The organism is Butyrivibrio sp. MB2005 (genome assembly GCF_000424285.1).
GTDB lineage: Bacteria > Bacillota > Clostridia > Lachnospirales > Lachnospiraceae > Butyrivibrio.
This window is the reverse complement of record NZ_AUJP01000011.1, coordinates 148,042-167,733: the sequence shown is the minus strand read 5'-3', so window position 1 is coordinate 167,733 and position 19,692 is coordinate 148,042. Positions and strand designations below refer to the sequence as shown.

The following is a 19,692-nucleotide window of genomic DNA, read 5'->3' as shown; positions in this document are numbered from 1 at the left end:
TTGTACCTCCTGTTTCTCTTAAGCTGAGAAATCAACTGAGTTTCCGTTTATTGCCATCATCTCTGCTGTGAGTCTGTCGGTCTCATCTACCTGCTCTAAGCCTTCGATGCCTTCAGGTGTAATATCACCAAGTCTGATTCTTCTCATGGGCTTTCTGATGATGTTCTGATTCTCCTGATCTTCCTCTTTCTGGCTCTGTGAGTCATTAAGTGTCTGATCAAAACCACCTGCGTTGACTGTTACTTCAACTGCAGTTACCTTGATGCCCTGCTCATTGAATTTTTCCTGAAGCTGCTGAAGCTGGCTTTCAATAGCTGCTCTTACGTCTTCATTCTGAGTCATGAACTTGGCGATCATGTTTCCGTCTTTGGCCTGCTCGATCATTACGTTTACTGTTCCAAGGCTTGCGGGATGAAGCTGGAGTTCCATTGATGTTGATTCCGCTTTGATGTTGACCTTGATGAACTCAGTAATCTGATCCATGATCTTTTGTGTGTCTGCCATAGGTGCCTGCTGGGTCTGTGCTGCAGCTTCCGAAACCTCTGAAAGTGAAGAAGAAATCTGGTTGAAGAAATGGTTGAACATTGGTGTGTTCTGACCCTTTTCATCTGAATTTCTCTTGTTGCCACCATCATTGTTTCGTCCGAACTCTTCAGGAAGCTCAATTACTTCTTCTGCTACTTCAGGCTGTACAAAGGCTGTATTATCGGAAATCTCTCTGACAATTCCTTCCTCTTCCGTAACCTCAAGCTTTACAGGTTGCTGAACCATAACAGGTGCCTGCTCTATCTGTGCTTCAACAAGAGTCTCATTGAAGGTATTTACTACTGGCTCACCCTGTGCTTCTTCCTTGGGAAGATTCTCTGCGAACTCTTCAAGAGCTGCGCTTAGCTGTTCCTCAGTAAGATCGAATTCTTCCATAAGATCCTGTCTTGCTGTATACACCGCATCCTGCATATTCTGAACATTCAGATATATGTCTGCGTTGGTTACTACAGCCATTGCATCATCACCTGCTGTAAGCTGTCCGATAAGCTGTGACATATTAGCGGGATTAAGAATTGCGATATTTGTAAGACCAAGGGTCTCCATTGCATTCTGTATATCCTCAATGTCCAGTGAAAGCTCATCTGCAAGGTTCTGTAAGAGCTGCATCGCTTCATCGATAAGAGCTGTATTTAATGCATCGCTGTTTGCCGTAATCTCTGCATTTCCTTCAGCTTCTTCACTGATAACGATAACGCCTTCTTCAGCTTCTGTTTCCTGAGTCTGTTCTGCGACATTCCCGTTTTCAGCAGTGCTTGTAACAGCGTTGTTTTCTGTTACCTGTGTGTTGTCCTTTTCATCGGATACCTTAGCTTTGCCGTTCTTTGTGGCATCGCCGCCCTTTGAAGCAGCGTCCATCCTTTCTGTAGTCGCATCTGTCAGATCTGGTGTACGCTGATTATCAGCTTTTGTAACAGTCTGATTTAGAGTTTTGTTAAGAGAAGTAGTTACAGATGCAGCTTTGTTTTCGGTATTTGCCTGAGCAAGAGCTTTACGGAAGGCATCCTTAACATCACTGCTGACTGCAATTCCCTTTGCAGGTGCATTGTTTACGAGTGTATTGACGTTTGCAATACCAGGAATCGCGTTACTTATCATGTACTGCATTCCTCCTTTCTTTTATGTTTAGTATGCGCATACTTCTACAAAAAATATATCGGCCGTAGGGATAAAAACTTAACCCACACGGCCGAAAAATATTAAAAGATTATAAATTATTTAATTTCCTGTCGTTATACCGGAAACCGATGCGGTATGTGCCTTGGGCTCCATATAATCCGTAACCTTACCTGCATACTCTTCCGTCATCTTATCAAGGATGGCACCTCTGTTCTCAGCACTCATCTCCCAAAGTATCTTGGATATAAGTCTTACAGCATCACCGGTGTCATTCTCCATCATCTTATCAAAGATAGCCGCTGCTTCCTTGGCCTTCATGGATGAATATGCTTTTACATACTGTTCAAGCTCTTTGTCATCAGACTGCTTTTGAAGAATCTGAGCATATATCTGTGCAGCTATATCAGGTTCTATAAGCTCGTAGTATTTCTGAAATTCTGTAGGATCAGGCGCATTGTCTGCATAGACAATGTTCTTGTAAAACTCTTCCTTCTCTGCTTCAAATTGTGCCTGCTCCTCTTCGAAGGGCTCAAGTCTTGCTACCTCTGCCTGGAGCTTCTCATTTTCCTCCTGCAGGGTCTGATTGTCTTCCATTTCCTTTCGAAGCTCATTCTCAAGTCGCTTGATATAAATGTTTGCTTCTTCAAGGCTGTTGGCTAGTGCTTCAGTTTCACCGTCGGACACTGCAGTTTCAGGCGCATCTTCCTGTATTGTATAGCTTCCTTCCGGAAGTATTCTGTTTATTCCGGGGATATCACCTATTATCGGAGCAAGGACATTGGATCCGAATCCGCCAACATCCATTTTTATAAGCATGACCATAATTATCAGCCATATCAGGATAATGAAAAATGTTACAACAAGCGTAGCTACTCCGCCGCCGTCATCTCCGTTGAGCTCAGCTCTTCTCTCAGCAAGCTCTTCCTGGCGTTTCTTCGCAGCTTTTTTCTGCTCCTTCAGTTCTTTTCTGAGGGCTTTACGGTCTTCTTTTAATTTTTTTCTGGCGGCTTTATCATCACCATCCGGCGGTGGCAAAACCGAATTTTCATTAAGTATTTCTTCAGCCATTAGTTACCCTCTCTGGATCGTCTGGTATAAGTAAAGCTTGTTCTCTCATCCATTTCTTTGGATTCAGCTTCTTTTTCTTCTTCCACGTACTGTTCAAAGGCTCTTTCCCTGAGTCTTTCCTGCATTTTGCGCTCCTGAATCGCTCTGGTGAGCTTAATTCTGGCCATTTCATACCTAGCTTCATAGCGCTCTATGACATGCTCCTGGTCTAAGATCATGACTTCCATCTGCTTCTCAGCATAGTTATTATCCATGATGGCCTGAACATCCATAACGGCAGAGCTTCTAAGCATATAACCTTCCTGTATATAGCCTTGCTGGCGTTTTTTTAGTTCATTCAGAATATCCAGCTGATCGTTCAGTTCCTTGTTAGCCACAGAGAAATCAGATTTTGCCTGCTCTTCCTGCTGAATTCTCAGATTGAGGACACCCTGCAGTTTATAATTGAATCTGGGCATAAAACCTACCTACCACTAATCAGTCAGAGAACAGTCTCTCAAGCATATCAACTACTTCTTCATAGGAGAACTTCTCATCTGTCTCCTGCATCAAAAAAGCATTAACCGCATCTATTTTGGATACGGCATAATCAATATTTTTATTGGCACCGCTCTTATATGCGCCGATGTTTATCAGATCCTCAGCGTCATTATATGTTGCAAGAACATTCTTAAGCTTACCTGCAGCCTTCTTCTGCTCCTGAGGTGCAATAGCGCTCATACATCTGGAAATACTGGCAAGAACATCTATGGCAGGATAGTGATTCTTTTGAGCAAGCTTACGGTTAAGTACAATATGTCCGTCGAGAATACCTCTTGCGGTATCCGTAATAGGCTCGTTAAAATCATCACCATCTACAAGTACTGTATACAGTCCTGTAATAGAGCCCTTTCTGGATTTGCCTGCTCTTTCAAGAAGCTTTGGCATCTCCGCATATACACTTGGCGGATAACCTCTTGAAACAGGGGGCTCGCCACTGGCAAGACCTATCTCTCGCTGCGCCATTGAGAAACGTGTAAGTGAGTCCATCATCAAAAGAACATCCTTACCCTTATCTCTGAAATACTCTGCTATGGAGGTTGCAGTCTTGGCAGCCTTAAGTCGTTCTAGTGCCGGCTTATCACTGGTGGCAACCACCACTATGGATCTCTCCATACCTTCAGGTCCAAGGTCACGCTCTATGAACTCTCTGACCTCCCTGCCTCGCTCTCCAATCAGAGCAATTACATTTATATCTGCATTGGTATTCCTTGCAAACATACCCATAAGGGTTGATTTACCAACACCTGAACCTGCAAAAATACCTATACGCTGTCCCTTACCTACAGTTAAAAGTCCGTCAACTGCCTTAACTCCAAGGGATAATACATCTGAAATCGGATCTCTTGTCATGGGATCCGGAGGCTGATTCTCAACTGAATAGGCTATACCGTTTTCAAGATGAACACCTTTTCCATAGTTGGTACCATCTATTCTTCCAAGACCGTCCAGTGTTTTCCCAAGAAGACCCTCGCCCACATTAACTCTAAGTGGTGAGTCCGTATTCTCAACGATACTTCCGCTTCCGATACCACTTGTGTTTTCATAAGGCATCAAAAGTACATGGTTGTCCCTGAAACCAACTACCTCAGCCATGGTGCCTTTGCCGGATGGTCTTACTGTATCTTCACCCTCTTTTCTCTTGGGATAGATATAGCAGATATCACCCATTTTAGCTTCAGGTCCTGCAGACTCTATGGTAAGCCCAACAACATTAACTACCTTGCCTCTGACTTTATAGAACACGTTGTTGCTAAGCTTTTTGTATTTTGAATAATCAACAATACCGCTAGACATTAACGCTTACTCCTATCGTAGGAAAGAAGCTTAAGCTTCCTTGCAAGCTCCGATAATTCAACTCCAAGAGAGCAGTCAAAAACGCCTCCCTCGGATTCTATAATGCATTCATTTTCCTTCAAAAGCGGGTCCTCAATTATCTCCAAAGTGGAATTGGGACTGGCCATAGCCTCCTCAAGAGAGGGCTTCTCATCACTTACAAGATCGTAATCATCGGATGAGATGTGAAGGATTATACTGATTCCGCTATCCATCTTACTAAGTGTAGTTCTGATAAGATGGAGGATTATGTCCTTATTGTCCTTGAATTCAACATTGAAAACATGCTCATAAACACTTGTAAGAGCATCTACCATATCTGGCTCTATGGTATTTATAAGCTGCTGAAAATCTGCCTGAAGTTTATTTTTCTCTTCTTCTATCTCAGCCTGTGCATCAGCTTTTAGCTGCTCTGCCTCTGCAATTCCCTGCTGATAGCCTTCTTCATAGCCGGCAGCCTTGCCTTCTTCCTGGGCCTGATTCCTAATCTCCTCAGCCTGGGCCTGAGCGTCGGCTACTATCTGTTTAGCCTGTTCATCAGCCATTCTAAGCTGCTCATCAATCTGAGCCTGTATCTCATCCAGGTTAAACTGAGGTTCTTCGGGAATCATCTCCGAAGCAGGTGGCTCTTCCATTTCCATTCCAAGGTTCATATCCTCATCGGACATTCCCTGAGATTCATCAAAATATCCATCCTGAAACTGATTCTGCATGCCATCATCAGGCATAACCTCTTCCGACATCTGAGACATATCCGGCATCTCTGTCATCATTGGGTCAAAACCCTCGCCATCCATGCCTTCCATGAATTCAGGTGAACCGGCACCTATGATATTCTGACTGTCATCGAAGGCATCTATCTGATCATATCCGATACCCTCCGAAAACCCATCAGAAAAACCGTCGAACACTACGTCTTCGCCGTTTTCCTGTTTCGCCGCAAGAAGACGTCTGGCCTCTTCTTCCTGATGCGCCTCTATTTTTTTGTTTGCCAGCTCATTATTGTCGATTATGCGCTTTTCCGATTCATCGACCATGATCCAGCCGGCTTTAAAAAGATTCGACGAATTAGACAACCAGATCATCACCTCCGCCTCTGGAGATTACAATTTCTCCGGAGTCTTCCAGCTTACGGATAATATTAACAATCTTCTGCTGAGCTTCTTCAACATCCTTCATACGAACAGGTCCCATGAAGTCCATATCTTCCTTGATCATAGCAGCAAGACGCTTGGACAGGTTGTTGAAGATAGCGGTCTGAACAGCTTCTGTAGAGCCCTTACATGCAAGACCGAGGTCTGCATTATCAACATCACGCAGCACACGCTGAATAGCACGGTCGTCCAGAAGAAGGATATCCTCGAACACGAACATCTTCTTTCTGATCTCATCAGCAAGTTCAGGCTGCTCGATTTCCAAAGTCTCCATAATATGTTTTTCTGTTGCACGGTCAACTGTATTGAGGATTTCAACAACAGCATCAACACCGCCGACAACAGTGTAATCTTGATTAACAAGAGCTGAAAGCTTGGTCTCAAGTACTCGCTCAACATCCTTGATGGTATCAGGACTTGTTCTGTCCATGGTAGCGATACGCTTCGCAACATCTGCCTGTCTTTCAGGAGGCAGTGCACCGAGAATGAGCGCACTCTGTGAAGGCGACATATAGGACATAACAAGTGCGATGGTCTGCGGATGCTCGTCCTGAATGAAAGTAAGGAGCTGTGAAGGATCTGCCTTTCGAATAAACTCGAAGGGTTTAACCTGCAATGATGCTGTCAGCTTACTGATAACATCCATTGCCTTGTCTTCACCAAGGGCTTTTTCAAGAAGTTCCTTGGCATAGTTAATACCACCCTCAGCTATATACTGCTGAGCGAGGCAGATTCCGTAGAACTCTTCAATTATCGCATCCTTAACCTGAGGTGTTACGCTTCTGGTATTTGCAATTTCAAGCGTAAGTTCCTCGATCTCGTCCTCTTTAAGATGCTTGAATATAGCAGAGGACTTCTCCGGTCCAAGGGCAATCAAAAGGATTGCAGCCTTCTGAGTACCGGAAAGATTAGCTGTCAGCGCAGGATCATAATTTGCAGCAGGCATACCGCCGGGAGCCGCACCACCTGTACCTTCGTCTAAATCATCATCAAATTCTTCCCCATCTATTGCCATGGTCTCTCTCCCCTCAAGTATTTTTAGGTTCTTTACATATCATAATCTTCTTTCAGCCAGTTCCTAAGAAGGATAGCTGCAGCTTCCGGATTCTCCTCGATAAATTTCTCAATAAGACGAAGGGTCTCACTTCCCTCATCCATGGAAATCTCGGCAAGCTCATCAACAAATTCTTCAGGCTGCGACTCCAAAAGCTCCTCAACAGAAAGCTCCTCCGGAAGCTCTTCATCCTCAGCCTCTTCGATCTCAATCTCTTCTTTTCTGATTCTGATACTTCTGTAAATAACAAATCCAAGAAGTCCAAGAATAAGAAGAATAAGTATGATCTGAAGAATATCGGTAAATGACAACGCAGCAGCCTCGGAATCAAAGAACTCGGGCTGATCGTAAGCTGTCATTGAAATTCTGGTGGAATCGATACCGCTGGCCTTGGAAACGATATTGATAATATCATCAGAAACCTCAGTGGGAGTAACTCCTGTCTGTCTCTTGAATTCCTCCCAGGTAAGGTCACCGTGATCTTCAGGCTTATAATCATCCTGATTGTAGATGACGTATCTGATAGCCGTTACGGAAATAGATGATTCCTCATAATTGATCTTGCCTGCGGGAGTCTTCTCATTGGTGATCTCCTCGTTAGGAAGATAATCTCTTGATTCTTCACTTACGGTAGATGATGACTGCTCGTTATCCTGAAGCATGTACGTGGTCTCATCATCATTGTTGGTATCTGTTCCGGGAATACCACCAGTACCGTTGACATTCTCAGCATTATAAACATCCTCGTGACTCAGAACACCCTGTGTCTGATCATCTGCAGGATAATATCTGTGAGTTGTGGTCTCTTTATTTGAAAAATCAATTACAAGATTACTTGCAACCTCTACGCTGTTGTAAAGATTGGTTCCGGAAAGCACACGCTTTATCTCAGCACGAATCGCCTGCTCAGCCTTGGTCTTGGCTGTAAGCTGGGTACTTGCAAGACCGGAAGCAGATGCCTCTTCTGTTCCCGAGAACAGCATATTGCTCTCGCTGTCCATGATCACGATATTATCTGTGGTCTTATTACCAAGTGCAACAGAAACAGCCTTTGCGAGGTATGCTGCATTGTCCTCGTTAAAGGCATCGGGATCTTTCAATCTAAGTATGATACTTGCTGAAGCTTCTTCGTTTTTGGAAAGAAGCGTACCGTCATTGACGGGAATAGACAGTTTTACCCTTGCTTTCTCGATAGCATCGAACTCTTCAATAAATTCGTTCTCAAGCTTATCTTCAAGGTATTTTACATATCTTTTCTGCTTATCTGATTCTGTAGTGGAAAAGCTGGAATCAGTTACGTTCTCAATACTGTAAGATGTTGCCTGAATATCATTCTGTGCAAGAAGCAGTGTAGCTGTGGTCTCCTGCTTATCAAGTACTTCGAATCTAAGTACATCCTCAGACAACCTGTAATCTATATTATTTTCATCAAGAAGCTCTACAATCTCAGCTGACTGCTTGGTGGTCTCAGCAGTAACAAGTGGTACATACTTCGGTTGGTTCAGAACCGTAGCAAGAATAATAACCGTAAGGAGCACGGCAGCGACTGCAGCCGCCATCAGCGTCTTCTGTCTAATTGTAAAGCGTCCGAACCACTCAAGGATACGGTCCCTGAGCTCCAAAAGACGTTCTCGCATACTTTTCTCCTCCCATAAATGTTTTAGTTCTCTGGATATAATACGGATTGCTACGCAGCGAGCTGCTCTCGCAATCCTGCAGCCATTCGGAATCCGCCGTATCCGGCTACTTCCTCATGTCTGTTAGATTTCCAAGGTCCTAAGTTTCCCAGTGCAAGCACGGAAACTTAGGACTTTGGAAATCTTTATATCTGCATGTTCATAATGTCTCTATAGGCTGTTAGTAACCTGTCACGAACAGCAATGGTATACTGAAGTGCTGTCTCAGCCTTTTGCAAAGCAATACCGAGATCATGTGTGTTGTCAGTCTCGCCAAGAGCCCATTTAATTTCTTCGTTCTCGGCATCTGACAGATAGGCATTGGTAGTATTGATGTTCTCCACTGCCCTTGTGAAAATATTGGTAAAAGAGCCATCATTGCCGAATCTGTCCCCTACAGGATTGGTAATGGTGCTATATGCCTTCTCGGCATCACGTATAGCTCTTGAATGAACATTTCTAACCTGACTGATATCAATATCTGCCATAAATTAATCCCCCATGATTATTATGACTGAGCTATGGAAAGTCCCTGAGTCATCAGGAATTTGCTGGCGCTAAATGCCGTAGCATTGGCTTCATAGCCCCTCTGTGCATCGATGAGGTTGGTCATCTCAGTAACGATATCCACATTGGGATATGTAACATAGCCATACTCATCTGCATCAGGATGTGACGGATCATAAACCATCTTGTAATCTGTCCAGGTATCATCCTTTACAGAAGAAACCTTAACGCCTCTTCCGCTGTATTTATCCAGTCTGTCATTAAGTATCTTGGAAAAAGGTGTCTGCACACCCTTCTCTGTAAAGGTAACTACCTTTCTGGTATAAACATCGCCGGTAGCATCTCTTGTGGTATTGGCATTGGCGATATTCTCAGCAATAATATCCATACGGAAACGCTCTGCTGTCATTCCCGATGAATTTATGTTAAAAGAATCAAATATATTACCGGTACTAATCATAAGCCCCTCCTAAGATTCTGCTGCATTCTCACAGCTTATGAGCTCTTCATCGCATTCTTCAGATTGGTGAACTCGGAATTGATTCCAAGCATTACACCCTGATATTTGATCTGATTGGCTGCAAGAGTCACGTTCTCAGTATCGATATCTACGTTATTCCCATCCATTCTGTATGAGAAATTGGAATAATCTGTATATGGTCTTGCCTTCAGTCTGTTGACCTTAAGATCTGCCACTTTGGCGTCCATGGATTTATATCTGGAGTTGCCAAGAGCACGCTCAAGCTCTCTCTCAAACGCAACGTCCTCGCGCTTGTAGTTTGGCGTATTCACATTGGCAATATTGTTTGATAAAACTTCATTCCTGGTCCAGGATGCATCTGCAGTCTTATCAAGTACATTGATGTAATCAAAAGCGTTACTATTAATCATAAAAATACCCCCGTTCGCCTTTTGACCCTATCTACATATTACGTTCATTTTGTTCAAATTACAAGATGTATTGACAAAAAATACACTTCATATTGTGTTTTTTGTATGAACATCATACAAGGATTAGTAAATCCAAATATGGCAAAAGGGATTTATCAAAATAGATAAATCCCTTCATCATAATACTTCCTGTTTAATATATATCGGCCACAAATACGCATTTTATTACATCTGCGCTTTCAGCTTTTTGATCTCATCAAATACAACGTCGTTCAAAACCTTGATGTAGGTTCCCTTCATTCCTGAAGATCTGGATTCAATGACGCCTGCACTCTCAAACTTTCTGAGTGCATTTACAATAACACTTCGAGTAATACCTACTCTGTCAGCAATCTTACTTGCCACAAGGACGCCTTCCATTCCATCAAGCTCATCAAAAATATGAATGATGGCTTCCATCTCTGAAAATGAAAGTGTACTGATAGCAGACTTAACAACCGCAAGTTTTCTGCTCTCTTCAGCATTCTCTTCATTAACTGCTCTGAGCATCTCGAGGCCCACAACAGTTGTGCCATATTCACACAAAATTATGTCATCGATATCATAGGGCTCATTGCACTTATAGATAAAAAGTGTTCCAAGTCTCTCACCGGCGATTTCAATAGGTGTGATAATCGCCTGATATTTACGCATAACATCTCCCTCGAAACCAAGAGTCTCGAGGTTAACATTTTCCTTAGTAGACAAAACCGTAAGAAGTCGTTCATTAAGCATCGGATCGATAAAGCTGCCGACATCATCAACAATCAGGCCGCCAAGAGAATCGACGGAAGTAGTCTCACCGATACCAAGCACTTTTCCCTTCCTGCTTATAACAAGCATGTTGGAATTAAGAATGTCACACAGCACAGTGCAGATATCGTTAAAAACCACCTTGCCGGAATTACTGTTATGTAGTAATTTCCCGATTTTTCTCGTTTTATCCAAAAGCTGTACGCTACTCATTGGAATCGCTCCTTTTTTCAGAAAATGCTAGACGTTTTGCATAAATCTTCTACAACTAATGCGATTGTAACATACATATTGAACAACTTCAAAGTAATTTGTCGAATATTTTATTAAAATTAAATAAATTGTGAAAATATTTACTCGTCTGTATCCTTATCTCCGATATATCCGCACTCAGGATCATTGCAGACAAGCTTATTATTCTTTATAAGCATAAGGCCGCCACATCTGGGACAAGGCTTAACAGAAGGCTTCTGCCATACCATGAAATCACAATCCGGATTGTCGATACATCCATAGTAAAGTCTGCCTTTTCTTGTTCTCTTAAGAACAATATCCTTACCGCACTTAGGGCACATAACACCGGTCTTCTCGTAATAAGGCTTGGTGTTTCTGCACTCAGGGAATCCGGGACAAGCCAGGAATTTTCCATGAGGACCGTATTTGATCACCATGTTTCTTCCACAGTTCTCACATACAACATCAGAAACCTCATCCTGAATCTCAACCTTTGCAATCTCTTTTCCTGCCTTCTCAACTGCACTCTGAAGATCAGGGTAGAAATTCTCTACAATTGTCTTCCATTTCACGCTTCCTTCAGCGACGCCATCAAGAAGAGTCTCCATGGTAGAAGTAAATGTTACGTCAACAATCTGAGGAAATGCATCATTCATCATTCTGTTAACTGCTTCGCCAAGCTCAGTCACGTAGAGGTTGCGGTTTTCCTTGGTAATATAGTGTCTTGCAAGGATTGTTGTGATAGTAGGCGCATAGGTACTGGGTCTTCCGATACCGAGAGCCTCCAGATCATGTACAAGAGAAGCTTCAGTGTAATGAGGTGCAGGCTGTGTGAAATGCTGCTTCTCCTCAAACTCCTCAAGTACAAGCTCAGAGTTCTCATCAATTCTCTTTGCAAGAGTATTCTTCTCAATCTGATCATCTTCGTCGGTGTAAACATTCATAAATCCGTCAAAGACTGTTCTTGATGCAGCTACTGTGAATCTGTGCTCACCGGCATCAATCTTAACAGATGTGGTTTCATATTTTGCTGCAGCCATTCTGCTGGCCATAAATCTGCGCCAGATAAGCTGATAAAGTCTGAACTGATCCCTTGAAAGGAACTCTTTAACCGCAACAGGTGTATTATTTACATCTGTAGGGCGGATTGCTTCATGTGCATCCTGAATTTTAGCAGTATTCTTGCCGCCTGCGATTTTCTCAGCAAGATATTCTTCACCAAAAGCATCTACAATATATTTCTGTGCAGCTGCCTGGGCTTCTTCAGATACTCTGGTTGAATCTGTACGAAGGTATGTAATAAGACCTACTGTTCCGGCCTTACCCATATCGATTCCTTCATAAAGCTGCTGCGCTGTACGCATTGTCTTCTGAGTTGAAAAATTAAGTGCTTTGGAAGCTTCCTGCTGAAGAGTTGATGTAGTAAATGGAAGCGGTGCCTTCTTTACTCTCTCACCCTTCTTGATCTCAGAAATCTTGAACTTCTTACCCTCTAATTCCTTGAGAATAGCGTTAAGCTCATCCTTTGAAGCTATATCTACCTTTTTGCCGTTCTTTCCATAATAACGGGCTACTATAGGTTTCTTCTCACCTTTTACCTTAAGAGCAGCATCCAATGTCCAATATTCCTGAGGAATAAAGGAATTGATCTCATCCTCTCTGTCACAAATGATTCTAAGAGCCACAGACTGAACTCGACCTGCACTTAAGCCTCTCTTGATCTTATCCCAAAGAAGCGGAGAAATCTCATAACCAACCATTCTGTCAAGAACACGTCTTGCCTGCTGAGCATCAACAAGATTCATGTCGATGTCCCTTGGATGCTTCATAGCTTCCTTAACAGCAGACTGAGTGATCTCATTGAAAGTCACACGTGAAAAACGATCCTTAGCATCCTCAAGCTTAAGAGCAGTCATAAGATGCCAGGAAATAGCCTCACCTTCGCGGTCAGGGTCAGTTGCAAGATATATATGTTCTGCGTTCTTTGCTGCCTTTCTAAGAGAAGCAAGAACGTCGCCTTTTCCTCTTATAGTGATATATTTGGGCTCGAATCCGTGATCTACATCGATACCCATCTGACTTCTGGGAAGATCTCTGACATGACCGTTGCTGGCTGCAACCTCATAGCCATTACCCAGGAACTTTTTGATAGCCTTTACCTTAGTGGGAGACTCCACAATAAGCAGTTTTTTCTTCTTTGTTGCCATTTAATGCCCCTCGTTCTTTTATATAATAGTAGAAACTCGTTTTTTCCGTTTCATAGTTTCGTAATATACACTAAATTTTTTGTAAGTGCAACTATGTTTTTTCTACATATTTACAATAGATTAAAAAAGAACAAAGAATCAGGGCGCCGACCTTCAATTGATCGACGCCCTTTAGTTCTGAATTTCCAATGGACTGTTCTCCTTTGTAGAATTATTTTATTTTCTCGAATCCTTCATCACCGAAACCAGTTGCGCACCTGATCTCTGTCTACCACCGGCATCCGAATTACTCGCCGTTCCTGTGGTACCACGATTCGTTAGAAAAATAAGGGAACACTGACTCGAATTGGTGAAGCACTCGCCGCCTCATCTCGCCCTGTTCCTCAAAACAGAGGAAACCTCTTATCCTCGCTCCGGTAAAGCACTCGCTACCTTTGCTACTTTTGTTTCCATCCGCTTTCTTTTTGGTAATTATGATGATATCAATATCGCTTTAAATTGTCAACACATTTCCGCTTAATTAATATATATTTTAGATAATTTACACTTTTATAGCTAGTTATCTTATTATTCAGAATATACTGTACAATTCATTTAAATTTTGTGAATTATTATACAAAGTGTGACAAATAACCATTTTCCCTCAAATATATTGTATCTAATCATAATTCATGCCCATATTTAGTGTGCCTTCAATGCAAATACAAATATCAAATTGTAGTTGACATGATAAACAATAAACAATAAACTCAATAATGCAGACAGGTATTTGTTACTATAATTTGATAATTGTTCTATATTTACACACAATTTTTACGGTTTACAGTAACTTAAATATTTTTTTGATAACCTGCCTATGTTTAAAAGGAGACAAATGATGACTAAAGAAAAGAATTACTTGGACAATGAATTAACAAAAGGGAAGCTGACCACCATAGATATTTGTGAGATCGCAGCATTTGCTGCAATCATGGCGGTACTTGCACAGATTTCAATACCTATGCCATCAGGCGTACCCATGACATTGCAGACTTTGATCGTTCCTCTTGCAGGAATTGTTATAGGAAGGAAAAAGGGAACTATAGCCACTCTGCTCTATCTACTCATGGGAGCTGTAGGAATTCCGGTATTTGCTTCATTTCAGGGTGGTCTTGGCATACTTCTTGGTATGACAGGCGGATTCCTTATATCATTCCCTATACTGTCCTACACCGCAGGTCTTGGCCACAAGCTTGGAGTAAAGATACGCACATCATCTTCTAAGCCTGCTCTCTATTACGTAACTGTTGTTGCAGCCCTTATCATAGGTGCCGTCATCAATTACGCATTTGGTACAGTATGGTTCATGATCATTGCAAAGGCAGATCTTGCATATTCACTGGCAGCCTGTGTCATTCCTTTCATCCCTACCAGCATAATCAAAATTGCTATAGTAGCAATCGTTGGACCTGAATTAAAAAAGCGCCTCGATAAAGTACTGGTACATTAAATCTTTTCTACACTGCTTCGTTTTAACTACTGTAGCTATGGCGATAGCAAACAATAAAAAGACCTTCCATTTGGCTAATCAAAGCTTCATGGAAGGTCTTCTTTTTTATTTTGCTCTAAGCATAAGTTCTTTAAGTTCTGTGGGAGTAAAGCTATAAGCTGTTCCGCAGAACTGACACTTTATCTCAATATCCTCATTATCATCTATAAGGCTCTGCAATTCTTTTTTACCAAGAAGGACCAGTGCTCTCTCTACTCTGTCCTTATCGCAGCCACAGTGATACTCAACAGGTCTCGTATCTGTAATCTCCATTGAAAGTCCGTCAAGAACCATGGAAAGAAGATCCTCCGGAGTCTTGCCCTCTCTCAGGATATCTGTAACTGTAGGCATTCCCTGAATATTGCTTTCAAGCTTGGAAATTACTTCCTCAGTAGCATCAGGCATAAGCTGAACAATAAAGCCTCCCGCCTCCATAATGCTAAGATCCTTATTCACAAGAACTCCCAGACCAACAGATGAAGGGATCTGCTCTGATTCTACAAAATAGCAGGTAAGATCATCTGCTATCTCACCGGAGTAAAGAGAAATTGTTCCAACATAAGGATCCTTAAGTCCAAGATCTCTTGTAACAGTAAGTGTTCCGTTACCTACAGCTCCGCCTACGTTAAGATGACCCTCGGTGTTATTGGGAAGAACAACTGCATTGTTCTTAACATAGCCCTTTACCTGGCCCTTGTTATTTGAAGTAACAAGAAGTCCTCCAATGGGGCCGTCTCCGTCAACTGTTATTGTAAGTGCATCCTTGTCTCCCTTGAGCATATCTCCCATCATTAGAGCACCGCTCATAAGTCTGCCCAAAGCCGCTGAGCAAATAGGGCTAAGAGAGTGAATCTTCCTTGCTTCCTCCACAAGATTCCTTGAAGTAATTGCAAATGCTCTAATCTGTGCATTACCTGCTGTGGCACGCACCATGTAATCTTTATATTCCATAGATGTCTCCTAAAACTTACAGAAATCAGATAGTGATTCCATATAAGGTAAAAAACCGGCTTATTCAATCAGAATAAGCCGGTAACGCTTGTATCAATTATGCAAGGCTTGCTGTGATGATAGCCATAGAATAAACCTCTATAGCATTGCAGCCTCTTGAAAGATCGTTGATCTGTGCATTAAGTCCAAGAAGAATAGGACCGTATGCTTCAAAGTTACCCATACGCTGAGCAATCTTATAACCGATGTTACCTGCATCGATGTTAGGGAAAATAAATGTATTTGCATGTCCTGCAACAGGTGAATCCGGTGTCTTATTCCTTGCTACTCTGGGAGAAACTGCTGCGTCAAACTGAAGCTCTCCATCTATAGGAATCTCAGGATACTTCTCCTGTGCCTTCTTTGCAGCATTCTGCATCTTAGTAACTGAAGGGCTCTTAGCCGAACCCTTGGTTGAGAATGAAAGGAATGCAACCTTGGGATCAACGCCAAATGCCTTAGCGCAATCAACTGTCTCTTTGCAGATCTCAACAAGCTCGTCCTCTGTAGGATCGATGTTGATAGCACAGTCACCCATTGCTATTACTTCGTTGTCGCCGATTGCTGAGGGACGAACAAGAATGAAGCATGAAGAAACAACACTGTTACCGGGCTTAGTCTTAATGATCTGAAGCGCAGGACGAACTGTATCAGCTGTTGAATATGTTGCACCACCAAGGAGGCAGTCTGCCTTCTTCATCTTAACAAGCATTGTTCCGAAATAATTGGAATGAGAAAGAATCTCTCTTGCCTGCTCAGGTGTCATGCCCTTGCTCTTACGAAGCTCTACAAATTCATCTACCATTGCATCGAAATCTTCGTAGTTGGTAGGATCGATTATAACAGCTCCTCTGATGTTATATCCCTCTTCCTCTGCAGCCCTGTTGATCACATCAGGGTTACCAAGAAGAATAGGTTTTAAGAAGTTACCTGCAAGAAGTCTTGAAGAAGCCTCAAGAATTCTGGGATCTTCACCTTCTGTGAATACTATTGTTTTTGGGTTTGCTTTAAGTTTTGAAATCATCTCGCCAAAACCGTACATTTTAATTCCTCCTAATTATGAACATAGGTCTAAAGACCTGAAAACGTATTGTAAAAAATCACGCAAAAAATCACACGAGGATTATTTTACATCAATAATAATTCATACTCAATAATAGATAAAAAAATGTCAATCTAGCAAAACCACGTTATTTCTATCAATCCGGAAGGTCGATCTTCTTACCGTCTCTGTGCATTGAGAATTTATCCATAGGATAGTTCTTAAGATTCTCAAGAACCTTTCTGCCATCAGCCTTTGCAAGGAGGCTTGCTCTTGCCTTGGTAATCTCAACCTCTGTCTTATGCTTGGAAGGACCACCTACGCAACCACCGGGACAAACCATACCCTCGATGAAGTCCTCGGGGAGCTTATGCATCTTAAGAAGTGTAAGTGCTTTCTTACATTCGATACCACCGGCTGCTCTAAGAAGCTTAAGGTCTGCTACATCCTGGCCTCTCTCCTGCATACACTCAATAACAGCATTTGCAACGCCGCCGCTTGTAGCAAATCTCTTACCCCAGATTGAAGACTCCTGATAAGTGTCATCAACGGGTTCAAATTCAACATCTTTTGATCTCATAAGTGCTCTGAGCTCACCATAAGTTACTACGAAATCAGCATTGTTCGGCACTGTTTCATCCTGTGCCTCAGACTTCTTGGCAATGCAGGGACCTACAAATACTGTTACGCAATCAGGATCCTGCGCCTTAAGATATCTTGAAATGGCACACATAGGAGAAACTGTTGAGGACATGTTATTCTCAAACTGCTCCGGGAAGTGCTTCTTTAACATATTTATAAATGCAGGACAGCATGATGTCGTCATCTTCTTGCCCTGTTCGTAAGCTTCTGCCCACTCCTTGGACTCATAAGCTGCTGTCATGTCTCCGCCAAGACCAACTTCTACCATATCATTAAAGCCAACCTTGATAAGAGCGTTGCGAACAGCAGCCATAGTGATGTTCTCACCAAACTGACCCTCTGTAGCAGGTGCGCACATAGCGATTACCTTTTTGCCTGATTTGATAGCTTCGATGATCTGAATAAGATAAGTCTTAGAGCCGATAGCTCCGAAAGGACAGCTGTGGATACAATGGCCACACTGTATGCACTTATCCTCATTGATCTTACAGTAACCATACTCATCATAAGTGATAGCGCCAACAGGACAAGCCTTGTGGCAGGGACGTTCAAGATGAACGATTGCTCCGTAAGGACAGGCCTTTGCACACATACCGCACTCTTTACACTTTGCAGGGTCGATATGCATACGCATATCTCCTTCGTGAATAGCTTCGAATTTACATGAATTGAGGCAAGCCTTACCTATACAGAATCTGCAGTTATCAGTTACTGAAAATGCAGAAATAGGGCACTCATCACAAGCAGGATCGATTACCTGAACCACATTCTTGGAGCCCTCGTTATAAGTAGGTGCCTGACCGCATGCCAGTCTGATTCTCTGACGTACAATCTCTCTTTCCTTATAAACGCAGCAGCGATACTCCGGCTTGGGACCGGGAGCCATGTCATACGCAAGTTTATCCTTATGAGCTTCATCCAGCTCATCATTCCATGCGAGGCGACATACCTCTTCCATAATCTTGTGTTTAAAGCTTACTATCCCTTTGTCGTTTGTTACCATAAAATCTCCTATCTAATTCCTACCATTTATTAGTTACTACCTTAAAGCTTCACTTCTCTGCAGAAATCAAAGCCCTCCGCATCATGTGCGGTTATGAAAAGAGGATTTCTCCCCTGCTTTTCTCTGATATAATCAATTGCCTTCTGCCTTGTCGCAGCATCAAGCCCCGTAAAGGGCTCATCCATAATAAGCATATCAGATGGAATGGAGCATGCTCTGACGATAGCCACACGTCTTTTCATGCCTCCGGACAATTCTCTGACAGGCTTATAAATTGAATCCTCCGGAAGAAGTTTCTTAAGCTCCTCCTCTGCCACCTTAACGGAATTGTTCTTATTGACCATAACTACATTCTGTACTGCGGAGAAATTCTCACAAAGTCTGTCTTCCTGGAAAACAACTCCCGCATTAAGATATGCATATTTATAGTCACCCATCAGGTGTACTTTTCCTGAATCAGGCTGTTCAAGTCCCAGTAAAATCCTTATAAGAGTGGTCTTTCCTTTACCGGATTCACCTGTGATCACATATGAGTGGTCATTTTCTATCTCCAGATTAAAGTTATCCAGAACCTTCAGATCGCCATAAGACTTACATATATTCTCAAGATCTATAGTCATTTTACCATACCCCCTCTCTTAACAAGAGAAAGCAGAAGCATAACTATTTTCTCTGTGATCCATGAAACAAGAATAATTACAAAGGTCCAGGCAAAAACGTCTCCCGTATCCAAATATATTTTAGCACGATACAGGCCATTTCCCATAGACAAAAGTGGCTGTCCGATTACTTCCGCTGCGATACCGCTCTTAAATCCCATTCCGATAGCAAGAGACACAGCACTTACCAGTGACGGGAATACAGCAGGCATATAAATAAACCTGAACTGGTTTAAAGGCGGCATTCTGTAAACATGAGCCATCTCAAGGAGCTTTTTATCTGCCGATGTAAATCCGTTTTTCATTCCCACGTACATAATGGGGAATGCCACAAGCGCAGATATAAAGGTTGAAATAAAGTCACTTCCCACCCATATCAGTATAAGGATAATTATACTGGCAACGGGTATGGACTTAAGCGCAAGTACAAGTGGGGATAAAAACATATCCACCAGCTCATATTTATATGAAACAACGGAAAGGATCGCTCCAAGCAGTATTCCGATAAATATACCTGCGATTATATGCAGATATGATGCGGAAACAGACTGCCAAAACTCAGGCTCTCCCGACATTCTGATAAGTGCATTAAAAGAAGTGATGGGACCTGCAAGCAGAACCTTATTGTGAACTATAAGTGCTATTATCTGCCATACTAAAAGCCAGAAAACAGCAGCCACTACGTTTTTGATAAATTTTGTCATA

At 42.4% G+C, this 19,692-nt stretch carries 18 protein-coding genes; 1 reads left to right on the top strand and 17 read right to left on the bottom strand.

The window, feature by feature from the left end; genetic code table 11:
- Positions 1 to 18: 18 nt before the first annotated feature.
- The 12 genes from G610_RS0107470 to topA form a co-directional block, all read right to left on the bottom strand.
- A complete protein-coding gene (locus G610_RS0107470; protein WP_026524294.1) occupies positions 19 to 1,644 on the bottom strand; it encodes a flagellar hook-length control protein FliK in 1,626 nt (541 codons plus the stop codon).
- Between the two features lie 120 nt (positions 1,645 to 1,764).
- Positions 1,765 to 2,733 carry a hypothetical protein gene (locus tag G610_RS20150; protein ID WP_051197815.1) on the bottom strand — a complete coding sequence of 323 codons (969 nt, stop codon included), beginning with the start codon at positions 2,731 to 2,733 and terminating at the stop codon, positions 1,765 to 1,767.
- Complete coding sequence (gene fliJ, locus G610_RS0107460; protein WP_026524293.1) at positions 2,733 to 3,191, bottom strand: flagellar export protein FliJ; 459 nt, start codon at positions 3,189 to 3,191, stop codon at positions 2,733 to 2,735. The genes G610_RS20150 and fliJ overlap by 1 nt, the downstream gene beginning before the upstream one ends.
- A 19-nt stretch (positions 3,192 to 3,210) precedes the next feature.
- The gene (gene fliI / locus G610_RS0107455; protein ID WP_026524292.1) at positions 3,211 to 4,569 is read right to left on the bottom strand and encodes a flagellar protein export ATPase FliI; all 1,359 of its coding nucleotides are present in this window, start codon (positions 4,567 to 4,569) and stop codon (positions 3,211 to 3,213) included.
- On the bottom strand, positions 4,569 to 5,693 hold the full coding sequence (locus G610_RS0107450; RefSeq protein WP_026524291.1) for a FliH/SctL family protein: 1,125 nt from the start codon (positions 5,691 to 5,693) through the stop codon (positions 4,569 to 4,571). Before G610_RS0107450 ends, fliI begins: the two co-directional genes overlap by 1 nt.
- Positions 5,677 to 6,708: a flagellar motor switch protein FliG gene (gene fliG, locus G610_RS0107445; RefSeq protein ID WP_051197832.1), complete on the bottom strand. Its 1,032-nt coding sequence runs from the start codon at positions 6,706 to 6,708 to the stop codon at positions 5,677 to 5,679. Before fliG ends, G610_RS0107450 begins: the two co-directional genes overlap by 17 nt.
- Positions 6,709 to 6,809: 101 nt before the next feature.
- Complete coding sequence (gene fliF / locus G610_RS0107440; protein ID WP_026524289.1) at positions 6,810 to 8,453, bottom strand: flagellar basal-body MS-ring/collar protein FliF; 1,644 nt, start codon at positions 8,451 to 8,453, stop codon at positions 6,810 to 6,812.
- Positions 8,454 to 8,638: 185 nt separating this feature from the next.
- Entirely contained in the window at positions 8,639 to 8,980 is a 342-nt protein-coding gene (gene fliE / locus G610_RS0107435) for a flagellar hook-basal body complex protein FliE (RefSeq protein ID WP_026524288.1), read from the bottom strand.
- Between the two features lie 20 nt (positions 8,981 to 9,000).
- A complete protein-coding gene (gene flgC, locus G610_RS0107430; RefSeq protein ID WP_026524287.1) occupies positions 9,001 to 9,459 on the bottom strand; it encodes a flagellar basal body rod protein FlgC in 459 nt (152 codons plus the stop codon).
- Between the two features lie 35 nt (positions 9,460 to 9,494).
- A complete protein-coding gene (flgB, locus tag G610_RS0107425; RefSeq protein WP_026494470.1) occupies positions 9,495 to 9,890 on the bottom strand; it encodes a flagellar basal body rod protein FlgB in 396 nt (131 codons plus the stop codon).
- Between the two features lie 225 nt (positions 9,891 to 10,115).
- Positions 10,116 to 10,895, bottom strand: a complete 780-nt coding sequence (gene codY, locus G610_RS0107420) for a GTP-sensing pleiotropic transcriptional regulator CodY (RefSeq protein WP_026524286.1) — start codon at positions 10,893 to 10,895, stop codon at positions 10,116 to 10,118.
- Between the two features lie 140 nt (positions 10,896 to 11,035).
- Positions 11,036 to 13,123 (bottom strand): type I DNA topoisomerase, encoded by a 2,088-nt coding sequence (gene topA, locus G610_RS0107415; protein ID WP_026524285.1) that lies wholly within the window; start codon positions 13,121 to 13,123, stop codon positions 11,036 to 11,038.
- Between the two features lie 874 nt (positions 13,124 to 13,997).
- Between topA and G610_RS0107410 the strand changes: the two genes are divergently transcribed.
- The gene (locus G610_RS0107410) at positions 13,998 to 14,612 is read left to right on the top strand and encodes a biotin transporter BioY (protein WP_242829625.1); all 615 of its coding nucleotides are present in this window, start codon (positions 13,998 to 14,000) and stop codon (positions 14,610 to 14,612) included.
- A gap of 105 nt (positions 14,613 to 14,717) precedes the next feature.
- Here G610_RS0107410 and hslO read toward each other — a convergent pair whose 3' ends face one another.
- From hslO to G610_RS0107385, 5 genes are all read right to left on the bottom strand, one after another.
- Positions 14,718 to 15,602: an Hsp33 family molecular chaperone HslO gene (hslO, locus tag G610_RS0107405; protein WP_026524283.1), complete on the bottom strand. Its 885-nt coding sequence runs from the start codon at positions 15,600 to 15,602 to the stop codon at positions 14,718 to 14,720.
- Between the two features lie 97 nt (positions 15,603 to 15,699).
- Positions 15,700 to 16,683, bottom strand: a complete 984-nt coding sequence (gene pta / locus G610_RS0107400) for a phosphate acetyltransferase (protein WP_026524282.1) — start codon at positions 16,681 to 16,683, stop codon at positions 15,700 to 15,702.
- A gap of 157 nt (positions 16,684 to 16,840) precedes the next feature.
- Complete coding sequence (locus G610_RS0107395) at positions 16,841 to 18,328, bottom strand: 4Fe-4S dicluster domain-containing protein (RefSeq protein ID WP_026524281.1); 1,488 nt, start codon at positions 18,326 to 18,328, stop codon at positions 16,841 to 16,843.
- Between the two features lie 41 nt (positions 18,329 to 18,369).
- The gene (locus tag G610_RS0107390) at positions 18,370 to 18,948 is read right to left on the bottom strand and encodes an ABC transporter ATP-binding protein (protein ID WP_026524280.1); all 579 of its coding nucleotides are present in this window, start codon (positions 18,946 to 18,948) and stop codon (positions 18,370 to 18,372) included.
- Positions 18,945 to 19,691, bottom strand: a complete 747-nt coding sequence (locus tag G610_RS0107385) for an ABC transporter permease (protein ID WP_051197811.1) — start codon at positions 19,689 to 19,691, stop codon at positions 18,945 to 18,947. Before G610_RS0107385 ends, G610_RS0107390 begins: the two co-directional genes overlap by 4 nt.
- Between the last annotated feature and the right edge of the window lies 1 nt (position 19,692).